Genomic DNA, 19,174 nt, shown 5'->3' with positions numbered 1-19,174 from the left:
GGCGGCTATCGCCCCGATTGTCGACCGTAGAATTGCGCGGCATCCCCGAACATTTTGCTTCGCTCCGCATCATTCGTGTAGAACATATGTCCACCACGATAGAGCCTGAGTTGGGTTCGATCCTTGGCGATTGATTCCGGCAAATGATTGAGCACAAAGCGGCTTGCGCCATACGGCGTCAGAATATCGCTGTAGCCGTGGACCACCATGACACGAAATGACGGGATGACGGACAACAGGTCCCTGAAATCATTGGCGATACTTGCCGAGACACGGGCATCTCCACCACGACCGCCATTCCACTCCCAGCGACGGTTAACCTCTTCGTTGAGCAGGGAATAGGTCATCTCGGTCTTGAAGCCGAGCACGTCTCTTGCATAGGCCGCGAAGGCCGACCCGTAGGCGCGTGTATAGCCCTCCAAAATAGGATCATCGTTGCGGGCGTAGCTGGCTTCAGGATAGGCATCCGGCACAGGAACGCTCGCGTCATACGGGCTTAAAATCTGCCCTTCGCCCGCCGCCTGCTTGGCATAGATCTCCCCAACGAAACCGCGTGTGCGAACGACGTCTTGCCGTGCAAGGCCCGTCATCGTCGCGATGCGGTCGTAGATCGCGTCAGCATCCGCGCCCTGCTCCGGCGGATCAATCAATGCGCTGACATAGTCGCGATTGGCGAAACGTTCGGCCAGCATCACCCCATCCGTGGTGAATGTGCCCTTTCGTTCCATCTGCGCCGCCACGAGTGAGGGGAACTGAAGCGCTGCCGCCAGCGGATCCTTCTCGGGCCCGAAGACGAACCGGCCTTCCATCAATGGCGAGACCATAATAATCCCGGCTGGCACCATGTTCTGATTGTTCTTCAGCGCGAGCGCCACCTTGGCTGCGCGAAAGCCGCCATAGCTTTCACCCAGCAGATATTTCGGGGCTGCCAACACGCCATTGTTCTGCACGTAGAGCGCGATGGCCTTTGCAAGGCTCTCGGCATCCTGACGCACACCATAGAAGCGCGCCGCCGCATCATCATTGACGGCGCGGCTCCAGCCGGTCCCTACCGGATCAATCAGAACAAGATCAGTGAAAGCAAGCCAGCTCTCTGGATTATCCCGAAGCTCGGGCCGGATTCCATCTCGATTGGCTCCTTCGAAGGGGAGGATCTTCGGTCCGACGAGCCCCAAGTGAAGATAGGCAGATGCGGCACCCGGCCCACCATTGAAGGCAAAGGTTATGGGTCTGTCCTGTACCGGATCCTTTGCCCGATAGGCCGTATAGAAAATCCTTGCGGTAACTTTACCGTCGGAGCCGCGCAGCGCCAGTGTTCCAGCCGTTGCTCGGTAAGCCATCTCGCCTTGCGACGTCTTCAGGACTGCTTCGGTCGTCACGTCGGATGGTAGAAGGTCAAGCAGACCCGATGGGTCAGGCGATGCCTGTTCGGCTCTCTCCCCTCTTGGACGCTCCTGCGCGAACCCAGGTGCAGCGAGGCCGACTGCGGCAACAAGAGCTGAAATCAAGACATATCGCAATGGACTACCCCTTCTGCTGATTTCAACATAGGGCAGTCCGCCATGAGGGAAACTCAACTCAGCTTCAATACCCGGTGAATGCCTTCAAAGCGAAAGCAGGAACCTGATACAAATCAGCAGCAGAAAGACACCGAAAGCCAGTTCAAGTCGACGACGGGACAGGCGGTGCGCAAGATTGGCGCCAAAGGAAGCACACAGCACGCTCGTGGGGATAAACAGTATGGCGCCGAGAAGCGATACATAACCGATGGCGAGCGGGAACTGCAAAGCGGCTATTTCGGGATTTTCGGCAGCTCGCCCCCAACCCGCGTAGATGTAGCCGAGCGCTCCCGGGATCGAGACAAGCAGCCCTACTCCGGAAGAAGTAGCTACGGCCTGGTGGATTGGACGCGAATAGAAGGTCAGCATCAGCGTCGATAACTGCCCTCCACCGATGCCCATGAGCGACGACAGCAAGCCGATCACGACACCATAGGCACGCAGGACAGGCTTGCCCGGAAGCTCCACACCGAGCCGCCAACTCTCCCGACCAAACAGAAGCCTGACAGCTGAAAAACCTGCAACAGCGATGAAGACCAGCTTGAAGACTTCCGGCGGCGCATAGCGGGCAATCACACTTCCTGCCAGGACGCCAAACAGGATCGGAACCGCCCAAACCTTCAAGACGTCCCGATCAACGGCTCCCTTGCTTCGGTGTGTTCGGTAAGAGCGGAAGGACGTCGGGATGATGATGGCCAGCGAAGTGCCGACGCACAGGGGCATCCGCAACTCTTCCGGCACACCGAGCAGACGAAAGAGTTCGTAAAGCACAGGCACAATGATGGCGCCGCCGCCGACACCGAATAATCCTGCCAGTATTCCTGTCAAACATCCTGCGAGAAGGAGTGCAATGACAAGCAGTGCAAGTTCCTGCACCGATACTCCCAAAAACTCCACCATGTCGTCCCTCGCAAAAACGCCTCATGCTTATGAGCATGAGGCGCAAATTGGCCAAGGGCGCTCAAGACGTAAATACGCCCATCAACTTTATTTTTTCACGATCACCCAGATCGCGTGAATGATACCCGGGAGATAGCCGCACAGCGTCAGCAGTATGTTCAGCCAGAAATGAAGGCCGAGACCGACCTGCAGAAACACGCCTACCGGGGGCAGGAGAATGGCGAAAAGAATACGAATGACGTCCACGGTGGTTCCTCATAATCGGCGTTGTCTGGAGCCGTGCAAACGCACAACTCCGCTGATGGTTCAGATCTGGTTTTCCTCAGGCCGCACCGCAAGGCATCCCGCGCAAGAATTATGATCAGGATCCCTTTCCGATGTATCCAGCCGCTCTAATTCCGCGAGGTCAGGACTTGCGCTAATCTGGAGGTCGATCCTTTGAAGGACTTGCATCGTTGCGTTGCAGACGACCCGGTATCTTTTGCGCATGACGGCTGACAATCAATCCGAAACGACCCGCTTCGCCATCGGGCTGCTGCGTGGCGCAGCCGGCGCACTGATCTTTGGTATTCCGATGCTGATGACCATGGAGCTTTGGTTCCTTGGCTTCTACATGCCACGAGAGCGGCTTCTCCTTCTCCTCGTCGTCAATTTTCCGGTTCTCGTCCTGTTGGCGCGGCGCATCGGGTTCGAACATACATTCACTTGGTCCGAGGCGGCGCGAGACGCAATCGTTGCATACGCGCTCGGCATCCTTACCAGTGCTGTAATCCTAACCCTCCTCGGAATCGTGATGGAGGATCAGCCTCTGCGCGAATGGGTCGGAAAAATCGCCCTTCAGGCTGTTCCGGCAAGCATCGGTGCGCTTCTTGGGCGCAGCCAGTTGGGCGGACAGCAGGACGACGATGAGAAGCAAGAGCCGGCCGAAGAGGCATCAACCAGTTACTCGGGTGAACTCTTCATGATGGCTGTAGGCGCTCTGTTCCTCAATCTCAACATAGCGCCGACAGAGGAGATCATCGCGATCTCCTACAAGATGACGCACTGGCACAGCATGGCGACGATTGTCATCTCCATCTTACTCATGCACGCTTTCGTCTACGCGGCACAGTTTCGCGGAACACACACGCTTGCAGGAAATGCACCCGCCTGGCACGCGCTCGTCCGGTTCACACTGCCGGGCTACATCGTCACATCACTCATCAGTGTCTACGTCCTTTGGACATTCGGCCGACTGGACGATACGTCCCTGACGCAGGCCATGATGTCCATGATCGTGCTGAACTTCCCCGGCGCCGTGGGCGCTGCCTCCGCTCGCCTCGTTCTGTGAGACCGACCATGACCACATCCAACAGGCAACAGAAAACGCATACGGAAACCGGGAAACCGCACTGGATCGAATGGTTGACCGGTATCGTATCGACCGTGCTCGTTCTGGCGTTGATGTCGTGGATAGGCCGGGAGGCGGTTCTGGCTGACTCGAGACCACCCGACCTTAGCGTCAGGATGCTACAGATCGAGCAGGCCGGAGCGCTTTACCGGGTCGATATTGAACTGCAGAATTCAGGGCCGAGCACCGCAGCATCAGTTCGAGTGGTTGGAAAGGTAACGCCGCAAAACGTACCGTCCGAGACAGCCGAGGTCACGTTCGATTTCGCGCCCGCTGAATCCCGAACGAAGGGAGCTCTCTACTTTCGAACAGACCCGCGTTCGAATCCGCTCGAGTTGATGCCGTCAGGCTTCACGGAACCCTGACGACACATTCCGTCAATCTCTCATCCGGCCCAATTCAGGAAAGGCCGCTCGAGCAGCCTCGAGGGAAGAGAATGTCTGATCTTCGCTGCGAAGCGTCACAGAGACCGGATGGCTTACGTCCAACTGGCCGTCGAGAGCGACGTCGAGGTCTTCACCAGCCTCTCGATGGAGCGTCGCCTCTCGTTCAAAGCCTTGTTTCAGAAGCCAGTCCCGGGGAGCCATGACGCTGACGGCGACGACAATCTGCTGGTCCGGCTGTTGTGTGGCAACAAGCTTGTAGCCGACGCTGGATTCTTCTCCACCCAAGGATAGACGTCCGTTGCCAGACAGTTCCTGCAAATGCTCGGTCATGAAACCTCCTTCATCGTTCAGTGCGATAAACAGGCATTCAAACCTCTTTGTTCCTCATCCGCGCAATCTCCTGATCGCGATACGTCTTGGGTGTAAGACCAATCTGGCTACGAAATACGCGACAGAAATATGCGGCATCACTAAAGCCCAGGTTTTCTGCGACCTGATGAATGCTGTATCCGGTAAAGACGAGCTCACGACATGCTTCGTCCATCAAGCGATCCATAATGAGTTCATGAGCCGTCTTGCCGGTGACGAGGCGAGCCATCCGGTTAAGATGAGTTGGCGAAACACCCAATTGCCGCGCATAGGCTTCGGCAGGCAAATGATCGCGCAAATGACGAACGATCAAATCCTTGAACTGACGAACACGCAATTCCGCCAGTGTTTCGGGTTGAGTGCCAGGCGTCGGCAAGGCTCTGCGGAGCAGCATGACCACGACCGCCGCGACATGCAATTCGAGAAGAATGTCATTCTGCGGCGTATCCAGCTGATGTTCCGTTACGATGCGGGCGAATGTCGCCTGAAAGTAGCTTGCGTCGGCGGTATCCTGATCAAGTGGCACCATGAGCGGATCTGACAGTCGTCCTAGTGCATCATCAATCACGCTGCGCAAGGGTTCGCGTACAAGCCGGGTGGCTATCGTGACCACGAGGCCATCGATATCGCGGGAAAAGCGGAAACCATGTGCGGGGCCGGGCGGTATTACGACCACGCAAGGGGGTTGCAGCGTGATGGTACCGTCCTCCAGCACAACATCGCCCGCGCCGGAGCGGATGTAAAGAAACTGCAAGAAACTCTCATGCCGGTGTAACGCAATCTCGAAGCGGTACGTGCTGCTCCGCGACACGATGGTTTCGCAATGCAACCAGAAAAGTCGGCTCTCGGCGGGATCTTCGCCATAAAGTCCGTAAGTTGGAACTGACATGATCCACCCGCCTCCCCACATCCATGTTCGATTTGTCCAATAAACCGGCAGAATTGTCCATTGTTAAGCCACGTCGGCTTTGTCAATTTTCATGGAGAGGAAGAGCATCCGGAGGATTTCATGCGCACCAAAGTTGCCATCATTGGATCGGGGCCATCGGGCCTGTTGTTGGGACAGTTGCTGACCAGAGCAGGCATTGACAACATCATCGTCGATCGGGTCAGCCGGGACTATATTCTGGGTCGCGTCCGGGCGGGTGTTCTGGAATGGGGAACCGTTGGGCTGCTGGAGCAGGCCGGTGTTGCGGCGCGGATGTTTGCCGAGGGACTGCCGCACGACGGATATTCGCTTGCCTTCGACGGACGCGATCATCGGATCGATCTCTTTGCCCTGACTGGCAAACGGGTTATGGTCTACGGCCAGACTGAAGTGACCCGGGACCTGATGGATGCGCGCGAAGTCGCTGGCGCCCCCACGGTCTACGAAGCGAACCATGTGCAGATCTTCGACTTTGATGGTGGAAATCCTTATGTCACCTACGAAAAGGACGGGGTTACGCACAGGATAGATTGCGACTTCATTGCAGGCTGCGACGGCTTTCACGGTGTCAGCCGGAAGTCAGTTCCGGAGAAGTCCATCAAGACCTTCGAAAAGGTCTACCCATTCGGATGGCTTGGCATCCTCGCCGACATTCCGCCTGTCAGTCACGAACTGATCTATGCCAATCATCCGCGAGGCTTTGCACTCAGTTCCATGCGCTCCGAGACCCGTAGCCGCTATTATATTCAGTGTGAGCTTGACGATAAGGTAGAGAACTGGAGTGACGAGCGTTTCTTCGACGAGTTCCGTCGTCGCCTTCCTGCGCATCACGCGGAGGCTTTGGTCGTTGGCCCATCGTTCGAAAAATCCATTGCCCCTCTTCGGTCATTCGTTGCAGAGCCCATGCGGTTCGGCCGACTATTCCTGGTGGGAGATTCCGCCCATATCGTTCCACCGACTGGGGCGAAGGGGCTGAACCTTGCTGCGAGCGATGTCTACTATCTCTTCAACGGCCTTCAGGAGTATTTCGCAGAAAAGTCCGAAGCCGGTATCGACGTTTATTCGGAACGCGCGCTCAGCCGCGTCTGGAAATCGGTTCGCTTCTCGTGGTCCATGACAACATTGATGCACCGCTTTCCCGATACCGGCGACTTCGGGCAAAAGATCCAGGAGTCAGAGCTCGACTACCTTATCCACTCCAAGGCGGCGTCCACGGCCATGGCAGAAAACTATGTCGGGTTGCCGTATTGACCGCAGCCTGAAGCAGTCTGGAGAATCGTGCAACAATTCCGGCTGATCGAACAAACCAGAAAACGCATTTGCGCGTTAAGTAATACTGCTGCCCCCACCGGGGCAGTTTCATTTTCAGATGCAATTTTTGGAAGGTTCAAACATGGCTATAGCACGAGGCTATGCGGCAACGGATGCATCCAAGCCGCTTGAGTTCTTTACCTTCGAGCGCCGTGAGCCGCGCGAGGATGATGTCGTGATCGACATCAAGTTCAGTGGTGTCTGCCACTCCGATATTCACCAGGCCCGCAACGAATGGGGCAATTCCCGGTTTCCGATGGTCCCGGGTCATGAAATCGCAGGCGTCGTGACCGCCGTCGGGCCGAAGGTAACACGCTTCAAGGTGGGCGATCATGTCGGCGTCGGATGCTTTGTCGACTCTTGCATTCATTGCCAGACGCGCGACGTCGATAACGAGCAGTATCTTCCGGGTCTCGTTCAGACATATAACGACGTAGAGGCTGATGGGCAGACACCCACCTACGGCGGCTATTCGGACCATATCGTCGTGAAGGAAGGCTATGTGTTGTCGATCCCCGACAACCTGCCGCTCGACAAGTCTGCGCCGCTTTTGTGCGCCGGCATCACGCTTTATTCACCGCTCGCGCATTGGAAAGCGGGTCCGGGCAAGAAGGTCGCGATTGTCGGCATGGGCGGCCTTGGCCACATGGGTGTGAAGATTGGCGCGGCAATGGGTGCCGATGTGACGGTTCTTAGCCAGACGCTATCGAAAAAGGATGATGGACTGAAGCTTGGCGCGAAGGCCTATTATGCAACGTCCGATGCAGAGACCTTCAAGACGCTGGCCGGAACATTCGATCTGATCATCTGCACCGTCGGCACGGACATCGACTGGAACGCCTATCTCAACCTTCTGAAGGTTGATGGCACGATGGTTCTGGTCGGCGTGCCGGAGAAACCGGTGCCGGTGCATGCATTCTCGCTCATCCCGGGTCGGCGCAGCCTGGCCGGTTCCATGATCGGATCGATCAAGGAAACGCAGGAGATGCTGGATTTCTGCGGCAAGCACAACATCACTGCGGAAATCGAACTGATCGACATCAAGGATATCAACACAGCCTATGAGCGTGTGATCAAGAGCGATGTCCGCTATCGCTTCGTCATCGATATGGCGACTCTCCCAAAGGCTTGAAGCAATGACGGATCAACGCACCGAACACCGGCAAGACAGTGACGCTGGACCGTCACGGACGTTGATCTCTGTTGTGGGGTTGGCGGCGGGTTCCCTCGTCGCCAACATCTATTACGCGCAACCACTGATCAACGAGATCGCCCCTGAACTCGGAATCACAGGAGACCTGGCCGGCGCGCTCGTCAGTACGACCCAGATTGGTTATGGTATTGGGCTGTTCTTCCTCGTGTCTTTGGCGGATCGGATCGAAAACAAGCGGCTGACACTGACGCTGTTGGCCATCACGCTCTTCGGTCTGCTCGGCATGGCGGTCTCGACATCCGTAGTCCCGTTTTTCGTCTGTTCTTTCCTGATTGGCGTCTGCTCGACGGGAGCGCAGGTTCTCATCCCCTTCATCGCGCACAGGGTTCCGATCGAGAAGCGTGGTCGTGTGGTCGGAAATGTCATGGCAGCCGTTCTGACCGGGATCATGCTGTCACGCCCCATCGCGCTTTTCGTCTCAGCGACATTCGGATGGCGAGCGATTTTCCTTCTTTCTGCGTGCCTTATGGCATTCATCGGCGTCACCCTGCTCAAGGTCATGCCGCAACAAAAACCCCAATCCAGCATGAGCTATCCCGCAATCCTGCGATCCATGGGGAGCCTGATCCGGGAAACGCCGGTTCTTCGTTGGCGGTCGACGTATCAGGCAATCATCTTCTGTGCGTTCAATCTCTTCTGGACAGCCATCCCGTTTGCTCTGAGTGAGCGGTTCGGGCTTAGCCAGGAAGGGATTGGCCTCTTTGCACTTGCGGGCGCGGGTGGTGCGCTCGCGGCACCAGTCGTCGGTCGTCTGTCTGATCGCGGCTGGGGCATGGCGTTATCCATGTCTGCCATGCTCGGGCTCGCCGTCTTCTTCGCATTGTCGGGATATGCGGTCGCTGCCGGTGCTCTCATCCTGCTGACGATATGCGCTGTTCTGATCGATGCCGCCGTGCAGGGAAACCAGATCGTATCGCAGCGCATCATCTTCGCCATCGCACCGGAAAAGCGAGGGCGCCTGAACGCGATCTATATGACATCCGCCTTTATTGGTGGCGCTATTGGTTCAACGCTCGGCACCGTCACCTATCATGCGGGCGGATGGAGCGGCACCGCCGCGACCGGCGGCTTGCTTGGAATTCTCGGTCTGGTCCTCTTCCTGATCGAGCATCGTGGAAGACTGACGACCAGACACTCATGAAATCTCGGCAGCCGCCTGACGAATGGTCTGCATCAGGATGGACATCGGCAGGCTTGGTGTCGCGTCCGTACGAAGCGTGAGGCCAACGGGGCCGCGCGTTTCCGTCGTATCGAGCGGAAGTGCTGCCAGGACGCCATCCTCAATGTCACCCGCAACGACGCCGCTGGAAATGATCCAGATGGCATCGCTCGACCGGACGAAAGCACGGCCGAACGAGTCCGATACAGTCTCTACCTGATTGGAAAGAGGCCCAGCACCATTTGCAATCAGGAACTGCTCTACAAATGGTCGGATGATCGAACCGCGCGTCGGCATAAGCACCGGGTAATCGCCGAGACTGGCGAAGATCGGTCCTCTTTCTGTCAACAGCGGGTGCTCCGCCCTGACGATGAAGAGCACCTGCTCGGAATAGAGGTGCTCGAACGAGAAGCCGGTCATCTTTTCGGGCGGCGCCAATCGACCAACGACCAGATCCAGATCACCGGTTCTCAATTGCTCCAGGAGAACAGCGTTCTCTCCTGTCACGATCTTGATGCGGCTTCGTGTGCCTTCCGCCAGAAAAAGCTCCATAGCGCGCGGCATGATGCGGGTCGACACGGTTGGCAAGGCACCGATGCGAACAGGTGGGACGCTGTCCAACTGCTCCTGCGAGACTGAATCAATGCCCTGGCGCAACGCCGTCAGGGAGGCCGTTGCATGCCGGAGAAACACCTCCCCCGGTTTGGTGATCCTGATGCCGCGTCCATCTCGCTCGAAGAGTTCGACCTTCAAGACGTCCTCAAGTTCCCTTATCGTTTTCGTCACGGCAGGCTGGCTAATGTGCAGACTGTCTGCGGCCTTCACGACGCTCCGCTGCCGGGCGACCTCCACGAATGTCTGAAGGTGGCGGTACTTGATGCGCGATCCGATCAAATAATAACCCCTGAGTTAAGAATATGGCCTCAAAATCTTATTTTACCTAACCATTTGAGCGATGCAATAAAGAGCACGGAGGAACTCATCATGAAATTCTTGCGCATTGGCGATGTTGTAATCAGCCATGACATCGTCGGGGCTGACAGTGGCAAGCCCGCGATTGCCTTCATTAACTCGCTCGGAACGGATCAACGCATCTGGAGCCAGGTTGTTGAAGCGCTTTCGGATGAATTCACGCTTTTGACATTTGATAAGCGCGGACATGGCCTGTCGGATCTTGCTTCGCCGCCCTATCAGATCGAAAATTTCGCGGACGATCTGATCGCGCTGATTGAGCACTACGGCCTGCGCAATGTAACGCTCTGCGGACTTTCCATCGGTGGGTTGATTGCGCTCAGCACCTACGACAAGCGCCCGGATCTCATTCGAGGTCTCTTCTTCGCAGACACGGCACATAAAATCGGTACGCCGGAATTCTGGGCAGCGCGCATTGGTGCGGTGGAGAGCGGCGGGATTGGGAGCATACTCGAACCCATCATGTCACGCTGGTTTACGGGTCCGTACCGTACGAATGGAAACGCGGATTATCGAGGCTACTGCAATATGCTCCTTCGTCAGCCTGTCGAAGGATATGCCGGCGCTTGTGCAGCCATTCGGGATGCAGACTTCACCGATGTCGCAAAGCGTATCGCGGTCCCCGCGCACTGCGTTGCCGGCGCGGAAGACGGTTCCACCCCTCCGGAACTGGTGCGTTCGCTTGCCGACCTCATTCCGTGTTGCGGTTTCGAGATCATCGAAGGAGCGGCGCACATACCCTGTGTCGAGACGCCGGAACTCTTCACCGGCATTCTCCGCCGTTTTCTATCCGCCCTTTGACTGGAGCCGATCATGACCGACCGTACAGATGTCTCGGACCGTTATCGCCAAGGAATGGTCACGCGCCGTTCCGTTCTGGGTGATGCGCATGTTGACCGCGCCAATGCCAATGAGACACCCTTTGATCAGCCCTTTCAGCGCCTGATTACAGAGGCAGCCTGGGGAACGGTCTGGTCAGGCACTCACTTTTCGAAACGCGAACGGTCCATTGTGACGATCGCACTTCTCGCTGCCCTCGGTCAGGACGATGAGGTAGCCATGCATATTCGTGCCACGGCGAATACAGGCGCGACAAAAGAGGATATCCGCGAGGTACTCCTCCATGTCGCAATCTATGCCGGAGTTCCGGCAGCAAATCATGCCATCAAGATAGCAAAATCGGTCTATGCCGAGATGGAGGCGTCAGCCGGCGCCGAGGAGGTTACGAAATGAAAAATACATTGCCCGAAACGGGAGGGTTCTTCGCTCGAGACAGAGCCATGCACCCGCCTGCATTGACACCCGGTTACAAGACTTCGGTGCTGCGCTCGCCCCAGCGCGCCCTGATATCCCTTGAAGGTACGAAGAGCGAAATTACCGGCCCGGTTTTCGGCCACAACATGATAAACGAGTTCGACAACGATCTGATCGTCAACTACGCCAAGCCCGGCGAAATGGCGATTGGCCAGCGTATTCTCGTGCATGGTCGTGTATTGGATGAACGCGGTCTCGGCGTTGCAGGCGCTCTCGTCGAATTCTGGCAGGCCAATGCGGGTGGTCGTTATCGGCACAAGAAAGAAACCTATCTTGCGCCGCTCGATCCGAACTTCGGCGGCTTCGGCCGGTGCGTGACGGATGAAAACGGCTATTACTGGTTCAAGACCATCAAGCCAGGTCCCTATCCTTGGCCAAACGGCGTGAATGACTGGCGCCCGGCGCACATTCATTTCTCGGTGTTCGGTCACGGCTTCGCCCAGCGGCTGATTACACAGATGTATTTCGAGGGCGATCCGCTGATCTGGATTTGTCCGATCGTCAAAACCATTCCGGATGAGGAAGCGATCAAGCGTCTCGTTGCACCGCTCGATATGAACAACACGATCCCGATGGACATGCGCGCCTACAAATTCGATATCGTTCTGCGCGGTCGCCGCTCGACCTTCTTCGAGAACCGCAAGGAGGGCAACTGATATGGTACAGCCGCTGAATTATTTGAAGGAATCTCCTTCCCAGACAGCCGGTCCGTATGTGCACATCGGCTGCACGCCAAACTTCACAGGCATTCACGGTGTCTATGAAACGGATCTCGGATCGGGTCCACTTTACAACGAAAAGACCCGTGGCGAGCGGATCACGATCCGTGGCCGTGTCATAGATGGCTCAGGTACGCCATTGCGGGATGCGCTGATCGAAATCTGGCAGGCAGACAGCGACGGTTTCTACAACAGTCCATCGGAGACACGCGGGACCGCCGATCCCCATTTCGCCGGTTGGGGACGATGCCCCGCCGACATGACCACAGGCGAATTCGTATTCGAGACCATCAAGCCGGGCCGAGTGCCTTTCAATGATGGTTCGTTGATGGCGCCTCATGTTACGTTGTGGATCGTTGCACGCGGCATCAATATCGGTCTGCACACGCGTATGTACTTTTCTGACGAAGAAGCGGCCAACGCGCAGGATCCCATCCTGAACCGGATCGAGCATCGTGTGCGCGTGCCAACGCTCATCGGCAAGCGCGAGGGCGATACGGTGACCTTCGACATTCACCTGCAAGGTGAGAACGAGACCGTATTCTTTGATATCTGAGGCCCTATGAACGCGACCGCCTTCGCCCATCCTTTTCTCTCCGGTCTGTTTGGAGAAGATGAAATCTCTGAACATCTGGGGGCGGAGGCGGACATTCGCGCGATGCTGACATTCGAAGCCGCGCTTGCGCACGTGCAGGCTGAAGCTGACATGGTTCCGCAAACCGCCGCTCATTCGATTGTTGCGACGTGCAAGAACTTCTGGCCTGACATGGGTCAGTTGAAGGCGGGTGTTGCGGCAGATGGTGTTGTCGTCGCAAATCTCGTCAAACAGCTCCGCGCCGCCCTGCCTTCCGAAGTGGCCGGGCACCTGCACTACGGAGCAACAAGCCAGGATGTCATCGACACAAGCCTCATGCTGAGGCTGAAGTCGATCTTTCCGATCCTCATCCGTCGGCTGCAATCCGTGATCGAACACCTCGCGAAGCTGAACGAGGCGCATGGATCGCGCTCACTCATGGGATATACCCGCATGCAGGCGGCGATCCCGATCACCGTCGGCGATCGTGTCTCGGCGTGGCAGGCGCCGCTCGAACGCAGCCTGCAACGCTCCATTGAAATGCTGAAGGCAGGATTTCCGGTCCAGTTCGGAGGAGCTGCCGGGTCTCTCGACAAGTTCGGTGCTCAGGGGCAGGCGCTTCGAGCCGCCTTGGCCGCAGAGCTTGGTCTTGTCGATTGGCCGCAATGGCAAAGTCAACGCGACCTTATAGTTGACCTTTCCAACCTGCTGTCGCTTATCACAGGCAGCCTCGGCAAGTTCGGGCAAGACATTGCCTTGATGGCCGAGATCGGCGGCGAGATCGCCATGTCCGGCGGAGGTGCATCCTCCGCCATGGCACACAAGCAGAACCCGGTAACGGCAGAAATACTGGTCACGCTGGCGCGTTTCAACGCCGTTCAGGTCTCTGGAATGCATCATTCGCTCGTGCATGAGCAAGAACGTTCCGGTGCTGCCTGGAGCCTTGAATGGCTCATTCTGCCGCAGATGCTGCTTGCAACCGGCGCTTCCCTTCTGCAGGCAAACAAGCTCGCGTGTTCCATCACCTCGCTGGGCCGTGATTGAAAGTTGAACCGGCGCTCTGGATAAAACTATTCCGAACCGGAGTGGTAAAGTTAGCATTTACCATTCTCTGGTAAGTCTCTGTTAGCTAATCCCCGTTGAACGGGCGCATCCGGACATTCCGGTGTGCTGAAGCAAGCAGAGTGTTGGTGTAATGCGTTTTCCGGTCTTGCCTGCCATTTTCATCGGCTGCATCCTTCTTGGGGGCTGCCGTTCCAGTGGACCCGAGGATGCGCTTGACCTCGCTCCTTCCAAGGAAACGACAAGTGCGCTGACCCCAGTCACGCCCCCGGCTTCGATTGGCAATAGTGCGGCGCAGACCTCGGCCCGAGCGGCAGCCGTGCCTTCGCAGCCAATGCCACAATCAGCACCGGAACCTGCACCCCACGAACTCGCCTGGGCGGGATCTGCCGCGCCTCATGCACAAGCGCTGGATGTTCAGCAAAGTCAGGTCGGCATGCCCATGCCATCAGCGCGTCCAGTCGCGATGATGATGCCGCAGGACCCTTCGCCATCCGCCTCTGCCAAGGGTCCGAGGATCTACAATCAGCGCTTCCGCGATGCGAAACCGATCAATTTCGGGAAGATCACGCCGCGCCATCATCCCGTTCACGGAGTCGATGTTTCGCGCTGGCAGGCCGATATCGATTGGCCAACCCTGCGTACGCAGGGTGCGAACTTTGCCTTCATCAAGGCGACAGACGGCGGCGATCATCTCGATCCGATGTTCAGAACGAACTGGCGCAAGACCAAGGAAGCTGGCATCAAGCGCGGTGCCTATCACTTCTTCTACTGGTGCCGGGTAGCAAGCGAACAGGCAGCCTGGTTCATTCGGAACGTGCCAAAGGACCCCGACGCGCTGCCGCCGGTGATCGATGTCGAATACAATCACCTTTCCGACTGCAAGCGCAGACTGTCGCCAGAGAAGATCCGCGAGAAGATGCAGGTCTTCATGGACATCCTCGAAAAGCACTACGGCAAGCGGCCGATCATCTACACGGCACCGGATTTCTATGCCGACAATCTACGCGGAGCCTTCCCGCACCATCCCTTCTGGCTGCGGGCGGTTGCGCAACACCCCTCGCTGGTCTATCCGGATCGCCGCTGGCTGTTCTGGCAATATTCCGGTTCCGGCCTTTCCCAGGGCGTAGACGGCAAAATCGACCTCAACGTCTTCTACGGCAGCGAAGCCGATTGGCATCGCTGGTCTTCGGGACGGGGCTGACCAGAGTCTCAGTCGCGCGGCGTCAACCCGCCGCCCGGCTGAGCATGCCGAACAGATCGCGTGGATCGTCAGGATCGGCAATCATGTCCAGTTCCTCGAAGAACTGGGTGTCACGGATTTTCTCGCGAACATATCGAAGCGCTGAAAAATCTTCGATAGCGAAGCCAACACTGTCGAAAAGCGTGATCTGGCGTGGATCACGGCGTCCCTCTGTCTCACCTGTCACCACACGCCACAGTTCGGTGATGGGGTAGTCTTTCGGCATCTGCTGGATCTCGCCTTCAATCCAGGTCTGCGGAGGATATTCGACGAACGTATCCGCCCGCTTCAGGATATCCGGGTGGAGTTCGGTCTTGCCGGGGCAATCTCCACCAATCGCATTGATATGCACGCCAGCGCCGACCATGTTGTCGGTCAGGATGGTTGCAAAGGCTTTGTCGGCAGTACAGGTCGTGATGATATCAGCACCCTCAATGGCTGCCTGAGCCGAAGTGCATGCAACCGTTTCCAAGCCACTGCCCGCAAGATTGCGGAGGGCTTTTTCAGTCGCCTTGGGGTCAATATCGAAAAGCCGAACGCTCTCGATGCCCAGTACGGCACGCATGGCAAGCGCCTGAAATTCGCATTGAGCGCCGTTGCCTATGATCGCCATTGTCCGGCTGGATTTCGGCGCCAGATGTCTGGCTGCCATGGCAGAGGTTGCGGCTGTGCGCAGAGCCGTCAGTACAGTCATCTCTGTTTGCAGGACGGGGTAACCCGTGGCGACATCGGCCAAAAGTCCGAAAGCCGTGACGGTCTGCAAACCCTGCGCCATGTTCTTCGGATGACCGTTCACATATTTGAAGCTGTAGATCTGACCGTCAGATGTCGGCATCAACTCTATGACACCGTCATGGGAGTGCGAGCCAAGTCTCGGCGTCTTGTCGAATTCCGGCCAACGTGCAAAGTCGGCTTCTATTGCGTCCGTCAACTCCTTCAGGAAAATCTCGACCCCGACATGATGAACCAGTCGCATCATATTGGCGACACTGACGAACGGTACGAGCGCCTTTTTCGATGGAGCGAGCAACATATTCACCTCGTTGGTTGAACCTGGTTCTAAGTGTGCCCGTTGCCAAACTTATAGAAAAGATCAAGTTTGTGTTGAAACCGATAGCGAACTGAGCAATTTGATCTGCCAACTTAGCTGAACGGACATTTTGATGAACAGGCCGCATTACATTCCAGACGATCTCGATCGCCAATTGATTGCACAATTGCGGATCGACGGACGCGCATCCCTATCGAAACTGGCCGAGTTGCTGGATGTGGCGCGAGGCACTGTTCAGAACCGCCTCGATCGGCTTCAAGAATCGGGCATACTTCTGGGCTTCACAGTGCGCGTCAGGGAGGAGTTCGATTCCCAGAGCGTTCAGGCCATCATGATGATCGAAGTCACAGGCAAGGCGACCGGGCAGGTTATCCGGAAGCTGCGTGGCATTGCGGAAATCAACAGTCTGCACACCACCAACGGCAACTGGGATCTCGTAGCGCAGATTCGTGCCGCCAATCTGGGGGAATTCGATCGCGTCCTTCGTGAAGTCAGGATGATCGAAGGGGTTTCGAACAGCGAAACAAGCCTGCTGTTGAGCAGCGTCTAATCATATACTTGACGGAGACCGGTCGCTATCGGTAACGCTTGGTCCCCGTGGTCATGCGTCAGTCCATCGACCGCGTCGAGGAGGATGACATGCTGATCAATATCGACCCACTGCTCTCGCCGGATCTGCTACATATTCTCAGGGCGATGGGCCATGGCGATGAAATTGCCATAGTCGACGCGAATTTTCCGGGAACGACGAATGCCCAGCGGCTCGTGCGGCTGGACGGGATCAGCGTCACAAGGGCGACGGAAGCGGTTCTTTCCGTCATGCCACTCGATGATTTCGTCGAGGTTCCGGCCGTCACCATGGAGGTCGTTGGCAATCCGGATGAAGTTCCGCCTGCCGTGCAGGAACTGCGGGCTATCGTCGGTGACCGTGGACAGTGCGGCACGCTGGAGCGCCACGCGTTTTACGCACGGGCAAAACAGTGCTTTGCCATCATTCAGACCGGAGAAACACGCCTGTACGGCAACATCGTTCTGAAAAAAGGCGTTGTGCGCAGTTGAGGCAACGGTTGCGTGGTGAGGCTGACCCCGATCCGTCTCCTCTGGCCGCGCGTTTCCGACGCTTCCAATCCGCTTGTCCGCAGTGATTTGAAATCTCATACCAATATTGCCGGAGCAGCCGGATCGCTTTCTCTTCATCTGAAGATCGCCGGTTTATAAAAGCAGCAGATACGTATGTTCGTGAATGAAGGACCGACTTGAATGACGAAGGCCTGTGAGATCGCCTGGTTTTCCGCGTTATGCGATGACGATTACCAGTTCCTTGGCGTTCCTGATCCAAGGCTGCAGTCCAGCTTCGAGCACTGTCGGGATATCGTCCTTCAGGCCGAAAGCGGAGGTTTCGATAACATTCTGCTCCCTTCCGGTTACGCGCTTGGCATTGATACCACGGCCTTTGCATCGGCCATGGCCGTCCTGACCCAGCGGATCAAGCTGTTGATGGCGCTTCGTATGGGGGAAGCATGGCCCGCCCAGCTTGCGCGCCAGATTGCGACAATAGACCGGATGGCAGGCGGTCGCCTGGCTATCAACATCATTTCCAGTGATCTCCCGGGAGAAGCCTTGGCCAGTGGGCCGCGCTATCAGCGAACGATCGAAGCGATGACGATCCTGCGATCACTCCTGAACGGAGAGAGCGTTGATCACGACGGGACCTTCTGGAAGCTGAAGGTCGAGCCACCGCGTATTTCCACGCTTTCCGGACGCTGCCCGCAATTCTATTTCGGCGGTCTTTCCGAAGATGCGCGTCATGCAGCGGCAGTCGGCGCTGATGTTTACCTCATGTGGCCGGACCGCATGGAGGCTGTCAAGGATGTCATCAGCGATCTCACAGAGCGCGCGAAAGGCCAGGGCCGCACGCTTCGCTTCGGTTATCGCGTCCATGTCGTGGTGCGCGAAACGGAGGCTGAGGCGCGCGAAGCTGCAGACCGGCTGCTTTCGAAACTGGACGATGCGACCGGCGCTGCAATTCGTGCGAAATCACTGGACAGTCAATCCGTGGGTGTTCGCCGTCAGGCCGAATTGCGTGAGCAGTCGGCAAATGATGGCTATGTCGAGGACAACCTCTGGACCGGGATCGGTCGGGCAAGGTCCGGATGTGGCGCTGCGATCGTCGGCGATCCGGACCAGGTTTTGGCCAAATTGAAGGCCTATCAGCAAGCAGGCATCGAAGCCTTCATTCTGTCCGGCTACCCTCACGCTGCGGAAGCGGACCTGTTTTCGCGATACGTACTTCCCCGCATCGAGCATGGAAAGCTATAAGCAACCATCTGCAGGTGGTTTTCAGCAGACTTATCTTCCGTGACCGGGATCATGATGGAAAGCGCGAGCAAGCCAAAGACGTCTTCCAAGCTCGAAGCCAAACGGATACGCAATCGCGATGCGATCAAGCAGGCGGCTTGGTATGTCTTCGCGCATCATGGGCTGGACGGATCCACTGTGCGCGACATCGTTGCTCACAGCGGCATTTCCATTGGAACCTTCTATAACTATTACGGGACACGGGAAGCCGTTTTCCAGGAGCTACTGGCCGACCTGACAACGGAGATCCGCAGGCGATCCAACGAGGCTCGCGGGAAGGAAACGGAACTGGAGGCGATGCTGCAATCCAGCTATCGCGGTTTTCTGGAATTCATTCTCGGGATTGAGCATGCGCTCGATTTCTGTGCACGCAACCAGCACCACATCCGCTCCTACCTGTTTAAACTCTCGGCCACCACCGGCATCGTCGATGACCTCATCCTCGATCTGCAGCGCACGCTTCCCAACAACAGCTTTGGACAGGGTGAACTGAAGCAGATCGCAACATTGATAGTGGCCAATGGTCTCGAACTTCTTCTGCAATCGCGTGACGAGGCGGAGGCAGATATCTTCACAGCCAGCGTTCTCCTGGTTCGCGTTCTTGTCGGCGGCATAGCCAATCTCGGATCCGGCAATCAGAATTGACGCTTGCGTCAATTTTGCTAG

General features: G+C 57.0%; 22 protein-coding genes. 15 read left to right on the top strand and 7 right to left on the bottom strand.

What is annotated here, in order from left to right; genetic code table 11:
* Positions 1-5 precede the first annotated feature (5 nt).
* The 3 genes from ASD54_RS24295 to ASD54_RS26325 form a co-directional block, all read right to left on the bottom strand.
* Positions 6-1,508, bottom strand: a complete 1,503-nt coding sequence (locus tag ASD54_RS24295) for a carboxypeptidase (protein WP_244484840.1) — start codon at positions 1,506-1,508, stop codon at positions 6-8.
* Between the two features lie 96 nt (positions 1,509-1,604).
* A complete protein-coding gene (locus ASD54_RS24290; protein ID WP_062557159.1) occupies positions 1,605-2,459 on the bottom strand; it encodes a sulfite exporter TauE/SafE family protein in 855 nt (284 codons plus the stop codon).
* Positions 2,460-2,546: 87 nt separating this feature from the next.
* Positions 2,547-2,705, bottom strand: coding sequence for a YqaE/Pmp3 family membrane protein (locus tag ASD54_RS26325; protein ID WP_082547372.1), 159 nt, complete (start codon positions 2,703-2,705; stop codon positions 2,547-2,549).
* A 241-nt stretch (positions 2,706-2,946) separates the two neighbouring features.
* On the opposite strand from ASD54_RS26325, the gene ASD54_RS24285 reads away from it, so the two are divergent.
* Complete coding sequence (locus ASD54_RS24285) at positions 2,947-3,789, top strand: TIGR02587 family membrane protein (RefSeq protein WP_062557198.1); 843 nt, start codon at positions 2,947-2,949, stop codon at positions 3,787-3,789.
* A gap of 8 nt (positions 3,790-3,797) precedes the next feature.
* The gene (locus ASD54_RS24280) at positions 3,798-4,214 is read left to right on the top strand and encodes a hypothetical protein (protein ID WP_062557158.1); all 417 of its coding nucleotides are present in this window, start codon (positions 3,798-3,800) and stop codon (positions 4,212-4,214) included.
* A gap of 12 nt (positions 4,215-4,226) precedes the next feature.
* On the opposite strand, the gene ASD54_RS24275 is transcribed toward ASD54_RS24280, so the two are convergent.
* Together ASD54_RS24275 and ASD54_RS24270 are read right to left on the bottom strand one after the other, a co-directional pair.
* Positions 4,227-4,565, bottom strand: coding sequence for a hypothetical protein (locus ASD54_RS24275; protein ID WP_062557157.1), 339 nt, complete (start codon positions 4,563-4,565; stop codon positions 4,227-4,229).
* Between the two features lie 37 nt (positions 4,566-4,602).
* On the bottom strand, positions 4,603-5,433 hold the full coding sequence (locus tag ASD54_RS24270) for a helix-turn-helix domain-containing protein (protein ID WP_162249608.1): 831 nt from the start codon (positions 5,431-5,433) through the stop codon (positions 4,603-4,605).
* Positions 5,434-5,613: 180 nt separating this feature from the next.
* On the opposite strand from ASD54_RS24270, the gene pobA reads away from it, so the two are divergent.
* The 3 genes from pobA to ASD54_RS24255 all read left to right on the top strand — a co-directional run bounded on the left by pobA (position 5,614) and on the right by ASD54_RS24255 (position 9,197).
* The gene (gene pobA, locus ASD54_RS24265) at positions 5,614-6,783 is read left to right on the top strand and encodes a 4-hydroxybenzoate 3-monooxygenase (RefSeq protein ID WP_062557197.1); all 1,170 of its coding nucleotides are present in this window, start codon (positions 5,614-5,616) and stop codon (positions 6,781-6,783) included.
* 142 nt (positions 6,784-6,925) lie between these two features.
* Positions 6,926-7,975 (top strand): NAD(P)-dependent alcohol dehydrogenase, encoded by a 1,050-nt coding sequence (locus ASD54_RS24260; RefSeq protein ID WP_062557155.1) that lies wholly within the window; start codon positions 6,926-6,928, stop codon positions 7,973-7,975.
* A gap of 4 nt (positions 7,976-7,979) precedes the next feature.
* A complete protein-coding gene (locus ASD54_RS24255; protein ID WP_062557154.1) occupies positions 7,980-9,197 on the top strand; it encodes an MFS transporter in 1,218 nt (405 codons plus the stop codon).
* Here the strand turns inward: ASD54_RS24255 and pcaQ are convergent.
* Entirely contained in the window at positions 9,192-10,109 is a 918-nt protein-coding gene (gene pcaQ, locus ASD54_RS24250; RefSeq protein ID WP_062557153.1) for a pca operon transcription factor PcaQ, read from the bottom strand. The genes ASD54_RS24255 and pcaQ overlap by 6 nt on opposite strands.
* Before the next feature lie 90 nt (positions 10,110-10,199).
* Here pcaQ and pcaD point away from each other — a divergent pair, with 90 nt between their 5' ends.
* From pcaD to ASD54_RS24220, 6 genes are all read left to right on the top strand, one after another.
* Positions 10,200-10,988 carry a 3-oxoadipate enol-lactonase gene (gene pcaD, locus ASD54_RS24245; protein WP_062557152.1) on the top strand — a complete coding sequence of 263 codons (789 nt, stop codon included), beginning with the start codon at positions 10,200-10,202 and terminating at the stop codon, positions 10,986-10,988.
* Positions 10,989-11,000: 12 nt separating this feature from the next.
* On the top strand, positions 11,001-11,420 hold the full coding sequence (pcaC, locus tag ASD54_RS24240; protein ID WP_062557151.1) for a 4-carboxymuconolactone decarboxylase: 420 nt from the start codon (positions 11,001-11,003) through the stop codon (positions 11,418-11,420).
* Positions 11,417-12,157, top strand: coding sequence for a protocatechuate 3,4-dioxygenase subunit beta (gene pcaH / locus ASD54_RS24235; protein WP_062557150.1), 741 nt, complete (start codon positions 11,417-11,419; stop codon positions 12,155-12,157). Before pcaC ends, pcaH begins: the two co-directional genes overlap by 4 nt.
* A 1-nt stretch (position 12,158) precedes the next feature.
* Complete coding sequence (pcaG, locus tag ASD54_RS24230; protein WP_062557149.1) at positions 12,159-12,776, top strand: protocatechuate 3,4-dioxygenase subunit alpha; 618 nt, start codon at positions 12,159-12,161, stop codon at positions 12,774-12,776.
* Positions 12,777-12,782: 6 nt separating this feature from the next.
* A complete protein-coding gene (locus tag ASD54_RS24225; RefSeq protein ID WP_062557148.1) occupies positions 12,783-13,838 on the top strand; it encodes a 3-carboxy-cis,cis-muconate cycloisomerase in 1,056 nt (351 codons plus the stop codon).
* A 151-nt stretch (positions 13,839-13,989) separates the two neighbouring features.
* Complete coding sequence (locus tag ASD54_RS24220; RefSeq protein WP_062557147.1) at positions 13,990-15,060, top strand: GH25 family lysozyme; 1,071 nt, start codon at positions 13,990-13,992, stop codon at positions 15,058-15,060.
* A 22-nt stretch (positions 15,061-15,082) separates the two neighbouring features.
* On the opposite strand, the gene ASD54_RS24215 is transcribed toward ASD54_RS24220, so the two are convergent.
* Positions 15,083-16,132, bottom strand: a complete 1,050-nt coding sequence (locus ASD54_RS24215) for an ornithine cyclodeaminase (RefSeq protein WP_062557146.1) — start codon at positions 16,130-16,132, stop codon at positions 15,083-15,085.
* 130 nt (positions 16,133-16,262) lie between these two features.
* Between ASD54_RS24215 and ASD54_RS24210 the strand changes: the two genes are divergently transcribed.
* The 4 genes from ASD54_RS24210 to ASD54_RS24195 all read left to right on the top strand — a co-directional run bounded on the left by ASD54_RS24210 (position 16,263) and on the right by ASD54_RS24195 (position 19,153).
* Positions 16,263-16,700 (top strand): Lrp/AsnC family transcriptional regulator, encoded by a 438-nt coding sequence (locus ASD54_RS24210; protein WP_062557145.1) that lies wholly within the window; start codon positions 16,263-16,265, stop codon positions 16,698-16,700.
* 89 nt (positions 16,701-16,789) lie between these two features.
* A complete protein-coding gene (locus ASD54_RS24205) occupies positions 16,790-17,209 on the top strand; it encodes an RbsD/FucU domain-containing protein (RefSeq protein ID WP_062557196.1) in 420 nt (139 codons plus the stop codon).
* Between the two features lie 201 nt (positions 17,210-17,410).
* Positions 17,411-18,469, top strand: coding sequence for an LLM class flavin-dependent oxidoreductase (locus ASD54_RS24200; protein WP_062557144.1), 1,059 nt, complete (start codon positions 17,411-17,413; stop codon positions 18,467-18,469).
* A 39-nt stretch (positions 18,470-18,508) separates the two neighbouring features.
* The gene (locus ASD54_RS24195) at positions 18,509-19,153 is read left to right on the top strand and encodes a TetR/AcrR family transcriptional regulator (protein ID WP_156379362.1); all 645 of its coding nucleotides are present in this window, start codon (positions 18,509-18,511) and stop codon (positions 19,151-19,153) included.
* Positions 19,154-19,174: the final 21 nt, after the last annotated feature.

This window comes from Rhizobium sp. Root149 (assembly GCF_001427345.1).
Taxonomy (GTDB): domain Bacteria; phylum Pseudomonadota; class Alphaproteobacteria; order Rhizobiales; family Rhizobiaceae; genus Neorhizobium; species Neorhizobium rhizoryzae.
This window is presented reverse-complemented; position numbering and strand designations above follow the sequence as displayed.

What these genes read in the sequence shown, in the direction of transcription:
- ASD54_RS24290 (WP_062557159.1), bottom strand. Translation starts at nt 2,459, where the DNA reads ATGGTGGAGTTTTTGGGAGTATCGGTGCAGGAACTTGCACTGCTTGTC.
- ASD54_RS24285 (WP_062557198.1), top strand. Translation starts at nt 2,947, where the DNA reads ATGACGGCTGACAATCAATCCGAAACGACCCGCTTCGCCATCGGGCTG.
- ASD54_RS24280 (WP_062557158.1), top strand. Translation starts at nt 3,798, where the DNA reads ATGACCACATCCAACAGGCAACAGAAAACGCATACGGAAACCGGGAAA.
- ASD54_RS24275 (WP_062557157.1), bottom strand. Translation starts at nt 4,565, where the DNA reads ATGACCGAGCATTTGCAGGAACTGTCTGGCAACGGACGTCTATCCTTG.
- pobA (WP_062557197.1), top strand. Translation starts at nt 5,614, where the DNA reads ATGCGCACCAAAGTTGCCATCATTGGATCGGGGCCATCGGGCCTGTTG.
- ASD54_RS24260 (WP_062557155.1), top strand. Translation starts at nt 6,926, where the DNA reads ATGGCTATAGCACGAGGCTATGCGGCAACGGATGCATCCAAGCCGCTT.
- ASD54_RS24255 (WP_062557154.1), top strand. Translation starts at nt 7,980, where the DNA reads ATGACGGATCAACGCACCGAACACCGGCAAGACAGTGACGCTGGACCG.
- pcaD (WP_062557152.1), top strand. Translation starts at nt 10,200, where the DNA reads ATGAAATTCTTGCGCATTGGCGATGTTGTAATCAGCCATGACATCGTC.
- pcaC (WP_062557151.1), top strand. Translation starts at nt 11,001, where the DNA reads ATGACCGACCGTACAGATGTCTCGGACCGTTATCGCCAAGGAATGGTC.
- pcaH (WP_062557150.1), top strand. Translation starts at nt 11,417, where the DNA reads ATGAAAAATACATTGCCCGAAACGGGAGGGTTCTTCGCTCGAGACAGA.
- pcaG (WP_062557149.1), top strand. Translation starts at nt 12,159, where the DNA reads ATGGTACAGCCGCTGAATTATTTGAAGGAATCTCCTTCCCAGACAGCC.
- ASD54_RS24225 (WP_062557148.1), top strand. Translation starts at nt 12,783, where the DNA reads ATGAACGCGACCGCCTTCGCCCATCCTTTTCTCTCCGGTCTGTTTGGA.
- ASD54_RS24220 (WP_062557147.1), top strand. Translation starts at nt 13,990, where the DNA reads ATGCGTTTTCCGGTCTTGCCTGCCATTTTCATCGGCTGCATCCTTCTT.
- ASD54_RS24215 (WP_062557146.1), bottom strand. Translation starts at nt 16,132, where the DNA reads ATGTTGCTCGCTCCATCGAAAAAGGCGCTCGTACCGTTCGTCAGTGTC.
- ASD54_RS24210 (WP_062557145.1), top strand. Translation starts at nt 16,263, where the DNA reads ATGAACAGGCCGCATTACATTCCAGACGATCTCGATCGCCAATTGATT.
- ASD54_RS24205 (WP_062557196.1), top strand. Translation starts at nt 16,790, where the DNA reads ATGCTGATCAATATCGACCCACTGCTCTCGCCGGATCTGCTACATATT.
- ASD54_RS24200 (WP_062557144.1), top strand. Translation starts at nt 17,411, where the DNA reads ATGACGAAGGCCTGTGAGATCGCCTGGTTTTCCGCGTTATGCGATGAC.